The sequence below is a fragment of the Heyndrickxia camelliae genome, assembly GCF_002844575.1.
Classification (GTDB): domain Bacteria; phylum Bacillota; class Bacilli; order Bacillales; family Bacillaceae_C; genus Margalitia; species Margalitia camelliae.
This window is the reverse complement of sequence record NZ_PIQO01000044.1, coordinates 1-11,301: the sequence shown is the minus strand read 5'-3', so window position 1 is coordinate 11,301 and position 11,301 is coordinate 1. Positions and strand designations below refer to the sequence as shown.

At 31.8% G+C, this 11,301-nt stretch carries 20 protein-coding genes and 1 pseudogene; 11 read left to right on the top strand and 10 right to left on the bottom strand.

The features are described from left to right. Window positions 1-357: 357 nt before the first annotated feature. From CWO92_RS24430 to CWO92_RS24420, 3 genes are read left to right on the top strand one after another with little or no spacing between them, the layout of a single operon-like run. Window positions 358-963, top strand: coding sequence for a hypothetical protein (locus CWO92_RS24430; protein ID WP_101356787.1), 606 nt, complete (start codon window positions 358-360; stop codon window positions 961-963). Between the two features lie 13 nt (window positions 964-976). After that, window positions 977-1,273 (top strand): hypothetical protein, encoded by a 297-nt coding sequence (locus CWO92_RS24425; RefSeq protein ID WP_101356786.1) that lies wholly within the window; start codon window positions 977-979, stop codon window positions 1,271-1,273. A gap of 17 nt (window positions 1,274-1,290) precedes the next feature. Further along, on the top strand, window positions 1,291-1,773 hold the full coding sequence (locus CWO92_RS24420; protein ID WP_165786781.1) for a protein-export chaperone SecB: 483 nt from the start codon (window positions 1,291-1,293) through the stop codon (window positions 1,771-1,773). Between the two features lie 76 nt (window positions 1,774-1,849). Here CWO92_RS24420 and CWO92_RS24415 read toward each other — a convergent pair whose 3' ends face one another. From CWO92_RS24415 to CWO92_RS25725, 6 genes are all read right to left on the bottom strand, one after another. After that, window positions 1,850-2,368, bottom strand: a complete 519-nt coding sequence (locus CWO92_RS24415) for a restriction endonuclease (RefSeq protein WP_101356784.1) — start codon at window positions 2,366-2,368, stop codon at window positions 1,850-1,852. A gap of 64 nt (window positions 2,369-2,432) precedes the next feature. Then, a complete protein-coding gene (locus CWO92_RS24410; protein ID WP_101356783.1) occupies window positions 2,433-2,750 on the bottom strand; it encodes a hypothetical protein in 318 nt (105 codons plus the stop codon). Between the two features lie 4 nt (window positions 2,751-2,754). Beyond that, on the bottom strand, window positions 2,755-3,006 hold the full coding sequence (locus CWO92_RS26640) for a sunset domain-containing protein (protein WP_367593501.1): 252 nt from the start codon (window positions 3,004-3,006) through the stop codon (window positions 2,755-2,757). A 167-nt stretch (window positions 3,007-3,173) separates the two neighbouring features. After that, window positions 3,174-3,338, bottom strand: a complete 165-nt coding sequence (locus CWO92_RS25730) for a hypothetical protein (RefSeq protein WP_165786780.1) — start codon at window positions 3,336-3,338, stop codon at window positions 3,174-3,176. A 38-nt stretch (window positions 3,339-3,376) separates the two neighbouring features. Continuing rightward, window positions 3,377-3,604: a helix-turn-helix domain-containing protein gene (locus CWO92_RS24400; RefSeq protein WP_101356782.1), complete on the bottom strand. Its 228-nt coding sequence runs from the start codon at window positions 3,602-3,604 to the stop codon at window positions 3,377-3,379. Between the two features lie 139 nt (window positions 3,605-3,743). Then, window positions 3,744-3,881, bottom strand: a complete 138-nt coding sequence (locus CWO92_RS25725; protein WP_165786779.1) for a hypothetical protein — start codon at window positions 3,879-3,881, stop codon at window positions 3,744-3,746. A gap of 163 nt (window positions 3,882-4,044) precedes the next feature. On the opposite strand from CWO92_RS25725, the gene CWO92_RS24395 reads away from it, so the two are divergent. Together CWO92_RS24395 and CWO92_RS24390 are read left to right on the top strand one after the other, a co-directional pair. Then, entirely contained in the window at window positions 4,045-4,263 is a 219-nt protein-coding gene (locus tag CWO92_RS24395; RefSeq protein WP_101356781.1) for a WYL domain-containing protein, read from the top strand. A 1-nt stretch (window position 4,264) separates the two neighbouring features. Further along, on the top strand, window positions 4,265-4,600 hold the full coding sequence (locus tag CWO92_RS24390; protein WP_101356780.1) for a YolD-like family protein: 336 nt from the start codon (window positions 4,265-4,267) through the stop codon (window positions 4,598-4,600). Window positions 4,601-4,621: 21 nt separating this feature from the next. Here the strand turns inward: CWO92_RS24390 and CWO92_RS25720 are convergent, their stop codons facing one another. Both CWO92_RS25720 and CWO92_RS24385 read right to left on the bottom strand, forming a co-directional pair. Further along, on the bottom strand, window positions 4,622-4,777 hold the full coding sequence (locus CWO92_RS25720; RefSeq protein WP_165786778.1) for a hypothetical protein: 156 nt from the start codon (window positions 4,775-4,777) through the stop codon (window positions 4,622-4,624). A 49-nt stretch (window positions 4,778-4,826) separates the two neighbouring features. Next, on the bottom strand, window positions 4,827-5,030 hold the full coding sequence (locus CWO92_RS24385) for a helix-turn-helix transcriptional regulator (RefSeq protein WP_101356779.1): 204 nt from the start codon (window positions 5,028-5,030) through the stop codon (window positions 4,827-4,829). Between the two features lie 296 nt (window positions 5,031-5,326). Here CWO92_RS24385 and CWO92_RS24380 point away from each other — a divergent pair, with 296 nt between their 5' ends. Genes CWO92_RS24380 through CWO92_RS24365 form a run of 4 tightly spaced genes read left to right on the top strand, consistent with a single transcriptional unit; the run spans window position 5,327 to window position 7,885 of the window. Next, the gene (locus CWO92_RS24380) at window positions 5,327-5,746 is read left to right on the top strand and encodes a hypothetical protein (protein WP_101356778.1); all 420 of its coding nucleotides are present in this window, start codon (window positions 5,327-5,329) and stop codon (window positions 5,744-5,746) included. A 13-nt stretch (window positions 5,747-5,759) separates the two neighbouring features. After that, window positions 5,760-6,086: a hypothetical protein gene (locus CWO92_RS24375; RefSeq protein WP_101356777.1), complete on the top strand. Its 327-nt coding sequence runs from the start codon at window positions 5,760-5,762 to the stop codon at window positions 6,084-6,086. A gap of 13 nt (window positions 6,087-6,099) precedes the next feature. Next, window positions 6,100-7,254, top strand: coding sequence for an FtsK/SpoIIIE domain-containing protein (locus CWO92_RS24370; protein WP_165786777.1), 1,155 nt, complete (start codon window positions 6,100-6,102; stop codon window positions 7,252-7,254). Continuing rightward, window positions 7,238-7,885 carry a hypothetical protein gene (locus CWO92_RS24365; protein WP_101356775.1) on the top strand — a complete coding sequence of 216 codons (648 nt, stop codon included), beginning with the start codon at window positions 7,238-7,240 and terminating at the stop codon, window positions 7,883-7,885. The genes CWO92_RS24370 and CWO92_RS24365 overlap by 17 nt, the downstream gene beginning before the upstream one ends. Here CWO92_RS24365 and CWO92_RS24360 read toward each other — a convergent pair. Further along, window positions 7,875-8,669: a helix-turn-helix domain-containing protein gene (locus CWO92_RS24360; RefSeq protein WP_101356774.1), complete on the bottom strand. Its 795-nt coding sequence runs from the start codon at window positions 8,667-8,669 to the stop codon at window positions 7,875-7,877. The two genes, CWO92_RS24365 and CWO92_RS24360, sit on opposite strands and share 11 nt — an antisense overlap. Window positions 8,670-9,488: 819 nt before the next feature. Continuing rightward, window positions 9,489-9,791 (bottom strand): annotated as a pseudogene (locus CWO92_RS24350) (tyrosine-type recombinase/integrase); the annotation flags it as partial. Window positions 9,792-10,110: 319 nt separating this feature from the next. On the opposite strand from CWO92_RS24350, the gene CWO92_RS24345 reads away from it, so the two are divergent. Both CWO92_RS24345 and CWO92_RS24340 read left to right on the top strand, forming a co-directional pair. Next, window positions 10,111-10,317 (top strand): hypothetical protein, encoded by a 207-nt coding sequence (locus tag CWO92_RS24345; protein WP_101356772.1) that lies wholly within the window; start codon window positions 10,111-10,113, stop codon window positions 10,315-10,317. 64 nt (window positions 10,318-10,381) lie between these two features. Next, complete coding sequence (locus CWO92_RS24340; protein ID WP_101356771.1) at window positions 10,382-11,227, top strand: glycerophosphodiester phosphodiesterase family protein; 846 nt, start codon at window positions 10,382-10,384, stop codon at window positions 11,225-11,227. Window positions 11,228-11,301 lie beyond the last annotated feature (74 nt).

Here is an 11,301-nt window from a genome sequence, read left to right as displayed (position 1 = left end):
CCTTGAATAAGTTGAAATCAGATATTATTTTCCCTGGTCAAAGACTACGGGTGAAATAGAATATTTTGATTGTCACTACACAATATATTATTCATCCCAGATTAAAACTGCCATTGGGGTTTTTTAATGGAAAAAGGAGCGTGATTAGTGCTCCTCTTTTTCAGTAATTTCTCGTTTCGAAAGAAATAAATATTAGAAAAAACAAAAAAATATTTAAAACAAGTAATTTTTTTTTACAAAATTTATCTATTTAGTTTATAGTTATGTTATATATAAATATATAGATTTTTATTTATAGATGTACCGATACATAGTTTTAATAATAATAGCCTTATAAACTAGTAGGGATGTTTTAAAATGACTAGCGAGTTAGAAATTGTTGGATATCACGGAACCTTCGAGGAGCACGTACAAAATATCCTTAATGATGGTTTTCAACCAGAATTTCGTCCAAATCATTGGCTTGGACAAGGTACATATTTTTATACGGAAAAAAAATTAGCTCATTGGTTTATTAATCGAAATTCCGAGACAGATCCCAAAAAAAAAGGAAAAGGTAACATATTAGTTATCATAAAAGCTTTAATTAATGAAAAAAAAGAAAAAGTGTTGAATTTAGACAATCCTGAAGAAATTGATATTTTCTTTAGCCGTATTAATGATTTGTATGACGAACTAAAGCATGTTCAATTTACAGAAGATGAGCACATAAATATGTGTACAGTAATTGATATACTTGCTGAGGTTTATGGATGGAATGTAATAATTAAAACGTTTGAACCTCAATTTAAGCCTAGTTATGGAGCAGTTAATACTCATTGGTTTGATAAAAATGTTTTTCCACTTAACATTAGGTATAAAGAAACTCAGATATGTATACGAAATAATAATTGTGTTAAAACTATGGAAGTTGAATATCCTAATGATAAGTATAGATATCCTGCAAACATAAGGTTTAGTTAGGGAGTGAATTATAATGAAAAGAGACCTACAAACAATTATTAAAGAAGCTGCTGCAAGATACGGATTAGAATATAATGAAGCACAAACTCAACCAAGTATCCTTCGTTCAAATGGAACTGTAGAGGTAATCCCAAAAAACAGGTTTCAAGAAGCTTTAGGAATTGTTGTCTCAAATGAGAAGTGGACAAAAATACCTGAAGTTGATAGTATGACCTGGGAAAACAAAAGTTCAGTTAGATATGTACTAATGGGTGATTTAACAAAAGACATGCTTATTTTTAATGATACTGATTCAAAAATTGTTGCATAAATATGAGGTGCAGTAAGATGGTACAAGGAATTATGTCATTTGAAGGATTTCAAATAGACAATATGAGTTATGAAAAAAGTAGCGGTAATATGAATCATGACTATACAAAACTCTCACCTGAATTTTTTATTAAATTAGCAGAGAAAGAAAATGATAGTTCAAAATTTAATATTATCATGGGAGTTAGAATAATTGACGAGGATGGAGATAATAGCCTTCCGTTTAATGCAGAGGTAGTAGTAAGAGGGTTTTATACATTAAAAGTTGAGGATGCGGAACAACACGAAATAGATGATATTTCTACATTTAAGCTAGTAAACGGTTGTGCAATATTATTTCCTTACGTAAGGTCTGCTTTAACTGATATTACAAGTAAAAGTAGACATAACCCCTTGATATTACCGACTATTAATTTTACTAGATTTATTGAAAACCGAGAACTTGATAGTATGATACTAGATAGTAGTTATTACGAAGATTTTAATAAAGATTATAATTAATAATTTACATATCTAAAGCCCTTCTCTTAATGGAGAGGGGCATAATTTTTTATGTCTTACACTTATTAGTTCAGGTTTAAATGATTTGAGGTTCATTTTTCTCATCTAATATCCAATCTATTAAACGGTCTCGATCAATTAAAAACACTTCATTGGAGAATCCCAATTTCTTAGCCGGTTCAGTAAAGTAGTTATTTGTAATCACCCAACACTCATCAGCACCATAATGATTTTTAGCTGAAACAATTTCCTGAACAGCTTTTACACCCACTTTATTTTTATACCGTTTTGCTTGTACAACAATAGTCTTTTCTGGAGTTGAAAGAATAAGGTCAGCGCCGTAATCACCCGTTGCTTTTGTCAGGCTAACATTGAAACCTCTCGTCTGTAATAAGGTTTTTAGAAACTCTTCAAACATCTCACCAGACATATTATCAACTTCAAAAATACCTGATTTTCTTAGTTTAAGTTCCCTTTCCTGTTTAAGTCTCTGCTCAAGTTTCTGCTCCTTTTTCATTTTGAATTCGTGGGTATAGATTATAATTAGTCCAATAATTGCTACAAAAAGTATTGTCATATCTATATTCATATTCATTTAATAAAATCTCTCCTAAACCACTGTCTATAAAAATAATACCTATTCATTAAAGATAGGAGCACTATTTATAAGAAGCATCATCATAATAATCTAATCCTTTAACTTTTTTTATTTCTTCTTCTATCATTTTTAATTTCTTTTGTAGCTCATCAATGTCATCCTTAGGATGTAGTGTTTTAAAGAAAAACTTTTTGGTGAAGTCTGGCATAATAAGACTTATAATCTGACATGAAAAAAGAAGTATGCCAAGTTTAATAAGTAAAAATAAGTCATTTTTTAATTCAAACAAATAATAAGCGATAATAGTAAAAATAACTGAGTTTATTAGTAATGAGATATAAGTAATTTTTTTCTCACGCTTCGTATAAAATAAATACATTTAATCACCTTTCACTTTTTCTATATCCGGCTTTTATGGCATCATCTTCTGTACAAAACATTTCTTCCGCATTTGTCTTATCATAAAATTGTCCACCTGGTACATGATAGATTTTTTCTCCATTATATGTAGTTAAATTCCCTTTTATTTTCGGGTTTTTACATTTTTCTTGGGTATTTTCACTCGATGAACTTTGATTAGAACATCCGTTTAACAACAATATAAACAACAAAGGCAACAATAATAATTTTTTCATTTCTTCCCCTCCCTATGGTTATACTAAATATCAATTCAATAAAATAGGATTATTTTCCTTTATTTTTGATGAATTTATCCATATAGGAAGAAAGATACAAACCTCATATAAATAGTAATAGTTATTGTCGAAAGGAGATGTGTCTATGAATACCAAAGCTCAGATCATTAGATATGGGAATTTTTTATATACCTATTCTTTATCATCGTCAATAACTCAATCACATTTTCGTACACGTCATCATTTCTATGTTCATAGCAATCCTTAATAAATTCTTTTACAAATGACCTCATTGGTTCTTTTAATTCTTTCACCATCTCTTCAATTGTCATTTTCTCAATCCTTTATTTATAAATAGCAAAAACCCTTCTCATTCGTCGAGAGGGGCTTTTTCATATTCCAAAAGTTTTTCAATTAATACACCTATTGGTAAATCAAGAGCAGAAGCCATTTTTAAAAGTGTACCTAATTTCATGTTTTCAATTGGAGTATTTTTTTGGACTAAATTTGAAAATACCGATTCCCTTATACCACTTTTCTTTGATAAAGAATAGCGAGTTATACCGTATTCCTTACAAAGTAAATCTATAGCGTGCATATTATCACTTCTTCCTTCTATCCCAATATTTTTTTCTTATCCAGACTATACAGAGAATGCCCACAACAATAATTAAGGATACATTTACTACGTTTTCAATCATATAAATTATGGTATACTGTTATGGAGAAGTAGGGGATTAACCCCCACGTCTCATTTTCTGATTTTCTAGTCGTAATTTCTCGGCTTCTTGTTTCGATTTCGTTCCGTCGTGCCAGACTTTTCGAATCGTTGCTATGCCGGTTATTACGGCTATTATTTTTAACAGTAGTACCATTTGTCCACCTCCTTTCTATATTTATATTATACTACACTATAATGTAGTAGTCAACTATTTTATACCAATTAATCTATTTGTTGGTATATTTTTTTACTTGAATAAGGAACAAATGTTCGTATATAATAAGAACGATAGTTCGTATTTTGAGGAGGTCTAATCGATGAAAAGTTTATTAATGAGGGCTGTAGAATATGACGAAAAGCTTGAAATGATTTATCAATCCAATAAAGGAGAGATAACCCAACGCATTGTTAAAGTTGAAAAAGTTGGAGAGGATTATTTGCGTGCCTATTGCTTCACAAGAAACCAGGTTCGTACTTTCAACATAAGTAACATTTTATCGATTGGACCTCTTAGAAAACATAGAAGGGGTGCATAGGGTGGATATTAAAGATCGTGGAATAAAAAAGTGGCAAGGATTCTTCATGCCTGAACATGTAGAAGGCTTAAAGCAAATGTGGATTGATGAAAAGAAAATTCAGATGCCAATATTAGACGATTATCAAATTCAGGAATTTGAGGAACGAATACATTTTGCTAAAGAAAATAAAATTCCAATTGAGTTTACCGTGTATGACAATGGATTTGTTGAGAAGATAACTGGTATTGTTCATTCTGTGGACCAAATAAAGCAAAGAATAAAGCTTATTTTGGATTTTAATGAAGTTGAATATATTTTGTTCAGCGAGATAATGAACGTCCGAATAAACAATTAAAACCGCCCATTTATGGACGGTTTATTTAAATAACTTATTAAGCATTTTCCCCGTGGCTTTCCCAGCTGCTTTTCTTGCGATTCTTTTCCCTACAGTGCCTTTTTGAACTGCGTTTACATCTCCTAATATTTTGGCTGTTCCATATAAGGCTTTTCGTATTTTGTTAATGCTGCTCATGGTATCATCCTCCTTTATTTTAATTCTACGCCTAAAAGATATCGAGGTTTCATCCTTCTTCCACTTTATCATAAAGATCATCAACTTGAACCCCTAATAGTTCCGCTAACTGAAATGCCTTTTCTAAAGATGGGATGCTTTTACCTGTACTCCAATTAGAAAGTGTATTTGCTGATACTCCAAGTACCTTTTGCAAATATTCTCTCTTATATTTGGATTGTTTTATTAACGGACCAATATTACTTTTTAACATATTTATCACCTATTATTATATTTCTCTAAAGGAATTGATATCCCTTTCAAAAAAATACTTACAAAAAAATACAACTAATTTTGTGAAAGACATGCAAGTTTAAGTTCATTCGCCCATACACTGTATTAACGCGATAGCTAAACAGTAGAAAAACAGTACCTATATGAATTCTGCTAGTTACCTACTTCTTTTCATAAACAGATTCATCTGAGTATCACTAATGCATTTGTACAAAGATAAACGCTTGTATATCAACAAAAAGAGAATCTGTTAAACAGGAGAAGGAGGTGATATTGATGATGAATTACGACACTATGCATGAATCCATTAAAGAAAATGTTGGTTTAGATGTCCCTTTTAAGAAGTTGAAATTTATTTACGAAAACGCAGAATGGAGGCAAGTGAAGCCACAATATGACTTATTAAATAATTTTCATGAGATTGATAGTGTTTGTTCTAATGGAAATTTTCTACAAAGTGCTGATTGTGTTGCGGATTATTCCATATGGACCGGAATGAAACAATTTAAACCTACTGAAGACCTTTACCAATTCATTCATTATCATGCTGCTACTTTAAAAACACAGGTAGACCGCGATATTATCAAACCTCTTAATCATGTATTTTCGATTATGGAAACACATATGACAGGACCTATGTCGGATTTTATTTTAAACTGTATTGAATTTATAGGATGTATCTTAGGTTTAGGTTAAGGAGGATAATTAAATGTTTTCTAACAACAAAATAGAGGTCATTTCATTCAAGGATTTTATGAGCCGGCCAGCCCATCCCATTGAAAGAAATACACCTCTACAAACAAGTATATACTCATTTTTTCCACCTATTACATTAAAAGCTCTTTTTCCATTACACGACCCAACCTTTTCACTTTTCATCTTGGCATGTGGAACTGTTATTGTTTTTGCAATAACAGAAAAAATATTTGCGGTCAATGGGTTAAACGGAATTGCTAGCAGCATATCAAGTTTCTTAAAATTCGCTTTCCCTATTGGATCCTTTGGAATAATCTTCTGGTTCTTATTTCATATTTAAGGGGATGAAAATAATGAGTGTTTTAGAGGTGGTAGCAAAGTTACATGAGAAAGCTCAACTTAAAAAAGCTTTTAAGAATGCTGGATTAATAAACAAATATAAAAGCGGAGATAAAGAAATCCTGATTTATCCTAAAATCCACAGTGTTCAATTTGATAAAAAAGATAAAAAGACTATCTATACTTTTTCACTTTTAAATGGAATGGATCCTAAGGAAGTGAAGAAAAAAGAATATGTTTTTCAACAGCATTTTGGAAAAAACATTGAAATGGAAGGAGATTTGAAAAAGTTTGTTTTAAAGGTCTACCAGAAGTCTATGCCAAAGGAATTAACCTATAAATTTAGCGAAATACAGCCTATTGTAGCACACTTTAAACTTGGAATAATTGCTGGTATGAACAGGAATGGGCAATATGTCGCTTTTGATTTATTAAAGCATCCTCATATTTTAATTGCTGGAGAAACAGGTTCCGGTAAGTCCACACAGTTGCGTTCTATCATTACAACCCTTATAAAAACGAAACGTCCAGAGGAGATGGAATTGTATTTGGCGGATTGTAAAAAATCAGAGTTTCATATTTTCCGTAAAGTAGAGCATGTTCAATGTGCGTTGAGTCAACCCAGGGACATTAGGAAGATGCTGCAGCACATTAAAAAGGAATTAGATGAACGAAGCGACTTGACTGAAACGTTTGAAGTAAGTCATGTTGATGATCTTCCGCAAGAACATAAACGTCCTTATATTGTGGTTTGCATTGATGAGTTTGTAATGTTGCGTAAAGATGAAACAATTATGGATATTCTTACTGAGATTGTAGCCATTGGAAGGACTCTTGGAGTATTCGCCATCCTCTCTATGCAGCGTCCAAATGCTCAAGTCTTGGATACTACTGTCCGCGCCAATCTAACAGTTAGCATGGGTTTTAAATTAAGAGATAAAGTTGAATCACGTATCGTAAATACTCCCAATGCTGAAAAAATCGAAGTCAGTGGACGGTTTATTATGAACAGTGACAAATTATTTGAATTGCAAGCTCCTTATCTCGATATTGAAAAAGCAAAAATATTATTAAATCCATTCTATGTTTCTAAAAAAGAAGTTAAGGAAGTTATGGATGAGCAACCACAATTATCAGAAAAGGATGTGTTTAATGATGTTAACGAATAGGGATAAAGCCATTATTAAAGACCTCAATAAATTCCGTGTAATGGATCGTGACTCGATAGCAGAATTACATTTCTCTAATTTAAAAAATCCCCAATTAGCTGCTAATAATGTTTTGCTTAGGTTATTTCGTGATGGTCAAATTCAAAGATCAGTATCGTTTTTTCCATATGTATATTTTGGCCCAGAAGTACAAATTAAGAAAAACTCACAGAAAATATCCCATTTTTTAGCCATTCTCGATGTTTATAAAGAACTTCGTAAATTAGGAAGTTTAGAATCCTTTTTAGTCGAGCCAAAGTATGGGAATAAATCAGAATACGCAGAACCAGATATTTATTGTTTTTTCCGCAAAACTCCATTCTTTATCGAAGTTCAAAGAACGATATATTCGGAAAAACAAATGAATGATAAATTAGATCGTTATGCTGAATTATTTAAAAGTGATATATTGGCAGATAAAAATACTCGCCTCATCATTCTTAGTGAACAACGTTATCCACTTGATGATAATAACTATCCATTTAAAATATTCCAGGCAGAATCATTCACAAAATTTATTGGGAGTTTAAAAGGTAGTACAGTAATACCAGAAATAAAACAACAGAGTATTAAAAGAGTGGTTAATTCATAAAGTCATGGTCAAAGAAAAGCTTGTCCATTAAATTGTTTACAATCCCATTAAAGTACCCATAAATATTCTTAATTCTTTTTCCTGCTTTAATCTTCATAACAAATTCCTTAAATGCTCTTTCACCAATTGCAATTAATTGTTTATCTGTAAACGCTCTGCTACCATCCACATGATTAACGATAGCGTTGTTTTGCTTTACCACTTTCCAAAATTCTTGTATAATTTCCGCCTTTTGATAATAGTAATTTACTAGTTTACTAAATTGTTCTGGAACCCAATAAGCTACAAAATTTGATTGTGAAAATGACACGCTCTTACGTTTATTTATAATTATTTGTTTTAAAGAAATAGAAGTGGTTTTAATGGTCGGACACTTCTTGGACTTTTTAGGTGGTGTCTTGTCGGACACATCATTTTTAGCAGGAATGATTTGTATAGCATTAGCTGTTTGCAGCATATCTTTTTTACGCTTCATTGGTACTTGACGGATCATTCCTAAGTCTTCTAATTTTTTCATTAAACGTTGAACAGTTTTATAGGAGAATTCAAGTTTTTCTGCAATAGTGTTTTTAGACATATAGCTCACACCGATTTGTTTGCAGCTATGCCGTTTTAAAAGTTCCAGTAATGCAATTAGTCTAGCTTGTACATCAGAACGTGATACAGATGATTTAATGATATCTCTGTATGTTCGAATTGTTTTGTTCATATCCTCGATATTTTCAAATGTAGAAAGATTGTGGAAGGCATCTACACTTGCAATTACATTGATTTTCTTTTTCATAGTTCACTGTCTCCCTTAATGGAAACAAAAAAGCAACGGCCTGTTTTAAGCAAACCGTTGCAAATAAACCTGTGATGTAATAAACTACACCTAAGGGTACAGCAAGTGTTTGCCTGGTCTAGTCAGGCGGACGGTATAAGAGTGCTACCAACACTACTTATACACGCTGTGCTTTTTTGTTTTATATTTTTTGGGTGGCAAAAATAAAAATTCCACCTATTTGCCACCATTGAGCAAATTTCACCTAGTTATTTTAAGTTTTAATTAATGTTATAAAGTTTTGGTGTTTCAAAAAGATACCTGTTATAAATATTGCTTTTAGTTTTAATAAGTTGTATTTGGTTTAACGTAGTTTATTAAAATCAACAAACGGCGCATGTTGAAGCAGTAGCCTTATTAACCTTGAAATTGTCTAACTAAAATAATCATCTCGCAGTTAAAATAAACATTTCCGATTCAGATCCGGTTTTCGTGAAAATAAACATATCCGATTTCCGGGTCTTTTTCATGCTCATCCCTTGTCCAGTCTGGGATTTCCCGTGTTTCCCTCACTCAACATTCTCGGAGAACTTTATTTTAAAACAGAAAAAAAGGTGAAAAATCAGGTGGAAATGAGGTTGAAAAACGTGCATTTTTGAACCTGAAAAGTGAAAAATGAGGGCTCGGTCGGCAATCTTTATTTTAACTCGGACGGTGGAATGCAGGTTGGCGGTGGGGGATTTCGGAGGAGTTTATTTTGGTTGTACAGAAATAATAAGCTTTTGAAAAACAAGGTATGTCGGCATTGCCCAAATTTTGACCACATACCTTGCTAAGTTATTATTTTGATATGAATTTTTCAAATAACTCTGCTGACTTTTCCTTCATATTTTCGGTTACGTGAGCATATACATCACCAGTTGTTTTTATACTACTATGGCCAAGCCTTACTTGTACTTCTTTTAATGTCATTCCGGCTTCTAAACACATTGTTGCGTGAGTGTGACGTAAATCATGAAATCGAATTTTAGGTACATTGGCGGTTTTAATAGCTTGATTAAACATTGTAGTAAGTGTGCGAGGAAGAATAGGTTTGCCTGTTTCAGTTGTAAAAATTAAATCGTGATCAACAAAGGATTGACCCGAATGCTATTTTAGTTGACAATCAAACTTATTTTTACCGATTTGCTCAACCAGAGAAACTAAGGATTGATTAACTCTGAGAATTTTATACGGTCAAGTAGGTAACTCTTTAGAACTTTATGCTTTTTTGTGGATAGGTGTACAAGAACTAATTGATATGAATCAAGACTAATTTTAAAGCTTGATAATCTTGAATTAGAGCTGGACCAATATTAAACAAAAATTAGGGGCAGCATAATATGCAAGTGAAAATAGAAAATGAGAGACTAGGGCAGGCTATCAACCTGCTTTTTAATTTGACTTAAAAGGGAAAGCAGTCATGTCTCCGAATACATTACTGCTTCTTTACCTTGCTATTCCTTATCGTAATTATGTAAATGGATATGATGCTGATTACACATGTGTAATTTTAAGCTTAAACAACAGTGGAGCAACGTTTAATTTATCAGGGTATGTGAAAGTTACAAAAGATCAATACACCTCTGCTGCAAGAGACATAAACCAATTAAAATCACTTATACTATAAGAAGTACTAAATAAATTACAAGAAGAACAGGTTGTATAAAGTTAAAATGTGTTAAATTAAAAATATGAAAAAATTAACTATATTATTTATTATTTGCATGTTATCTATCAGTAGTGTTGGCTGTTCATTGGCTGTTTCTGCGGATAAAAAAGGAAAAACGCGTCCAGAGGTAATTGCTCATCGTGGTGCAGATGACAGAGCGCCAGAAGAAACGATGCCAGCATTTAAGTTGGCAGTAGAAGATAAAGTTGACTATTTGGAAATGGATTTACGACAAACGAAGGATAATAAGCTGGTATTAATGCATGATTCAACCTTGAATCGGACGACAAACGGAAAGGGGGATGTAAGTCGTTATACCTTAAAGCAACTTAAAAAGTTGGATGCTGGCAGTTGGTTTAGTAAAAAATATAAGAATGAACGTATCATAACTCTTGAGGAACTTATCAATAGATATGGTTCAAAGACCAAGTATTTTATTGAAACCAGACTTGTCGATAATAAACTCAAAATGGAAGAACCTTTAATTAAATTGTTATATAAAAAAGGGCTTATTAAAAAAAAGAAAGTTGTGATTGAATCATTTTCTGCAATGAGTCTTCAAGAGATACACAAATTAAATAAATCGGTTCCTCTTGTTCAATTAACTCTTTTTAAAAGTAAAAAGGATTTTACCAACAAGAATATTAAAGAGTGGAAAAAGTATGCAGTGGGCATTGGGTTAGATTCCTCTTTGATTGATAAACAATTAATTAAGAAACTGCATCAAAACAATCTTAAAGTATATGTGTTTTTCTTTAATGCTAAAAATGAGAAGTCAGAACAAAAACGCGTCATAAATGTTGGCGCAGATGGTGTTTTTACCAATCATATAAATTACACAAAATCTTTAATGAAATCGTCTAAATAAATTAGGCGATTTTTATTTTTATTAGGGAGTGTTTAACATGACATTAGAAATTGTTAAATTGTATTTATTTGGGA

What these genes read in the sequence shown, in the direction of transcription:
- CWO92_RS25730 (WP_165786780.1), bottom strand. Translation starts at nt 3,338, where the DNA reads ATGACAATTGAAGAGATGGTGAAAGAATTAAAAGAACCAATGAGGTCA.
- CWO92_RS24370 (WP_165786777.1), top strand. Translation starts at nt 6,100, where the DNA reads ATGAGTGTTTTAGAGGTGGTAGCAAAGTTACATGAGAAAGCTCAACTT.
- CWO92_RS24345 (WP_101356772.1), top strand. Translation starts at nt 10,111, where the DNA reads ATGTCTCCGAATACATTACTGCTTCTTTACCTTGCTATTCCTTATCGT.
- CWO92_RS24410 (WP_101356783.1), bottom strand. Translation starts at nt 2,750, where the DNA reads ATGTATTTATTTTATACGAAGCGTGAGAAAAAAATTACTTATATCTCA.
- CWO92_RS25725 (WP_165786779.1), bottom strand. Translation starts at nt 3,881, where the DNA reads ATGGTACTACTGTTAAAAATAATAGCCGTAATAACCGGCATAGCAACG.
- CWO92_RS24360 (WP_101356774.1), bottom strand. Translation starts at nt 8,669, where the DNA reads ATGAAAAAGAAAATCAATGTAATTGCAAGTGTAGATGCCTTCCACAAT.
- CWO92_RS24380 (WP_101356778.1), top strand. Translation starts at nt 5,327, where the DNA reads ATGATGAATTACGACACTATGCATGAATCCATTAAAGAAAATGTTGGT.
- CWO92_RS24415 (WP_101356784.1), bottom strand. Translation starts at nt 2,368, where the DNA reads ATGAATATGAATATAGATATGACAATACTTTTTGTAGCAATTATTGGA.
- CWO92_RS24400 (WP_101356782.1), bottom strand. Translation starts at nt 3,604, where the DNA reads ATGCACGCTATAGATTTACTTTGTAAGGAATACGGTATAACTCGCTAT.
- CWO92_RS24375 (WP_101356777.1), top strand. Translation starts at nt 5,760, where the DNA reads ATGTTTTCTAACAACAAAATAGAGGTCATTTCATTCAAGGATTTTATG.
- CWO92_RS24395 (WP_101356781.1), top strand. Translation starts at nt 4,045, where the DNA reads ATGAAAAGTTTATTAATGAGGGCTGTAGAATATGACGAAAAGCTTGAA.
- CWO92_RS25720 (WP_165786778.1), bottom strand. Translation starts at nt 4,777, where the DNA reads ATGAGCAGCATTAACAAAATACGAAAAGCCTTATATGGAACAGCCAAA.
- CWO92_RS24365 (WP_101356775.1), top strand. Translation starts at nt 7,238, where the DNA reads ATGATGTTAACGAATAGGGATAAAGCCATTATTAAAGACCTCAATAAA.
- CWO92_RS24385 (WP_101356779.1), bottom strand. Translation starts at nt 5,030, where the DNA reads ATGTTAAAAAGTAATATTGGTCCGTTAATAAAACAATCCAAATATAAG.
- CWO92_RS24420 (WP_165786781.1), top strand. Translation starts at nt 1,291, where the DNA reads ATGGTACAAGGAATTATGTCATTTGAAGGATTTCAAATAGACAATATG.
- CWO92_RS24340 (WP_101356771.1), top strand. Translation starts at nt 10,382, where the DNA reads ATGAAAAAATTAACTATATTATTTATTATTTGCATGTTATCTATCAGT.
- CWO92_RS26640 (WP_367593501.1), bottom strand. Translation starts at nt 3,006, where the DNA reads ATGAAAAAATTATTATTGTTGCCTTTGTTGTTTATATTGTTGTTAAAC.
- CWO92_RS24425 (WP_101356786.1), top strand. Translation starts at nt 977, where the DNA reads ATGAAAAGAGACCTACAAACAATTATTAAAGAAGCTGCTGCAAGATAC.
- CWO92_RS24430 (WP_101356787.1), top strand. Translation starts at nt 358, where the DNA reads ATGACTAGCGAGTTAGAAATTGTTGGATATCACGGAACCTTCGAGGAG.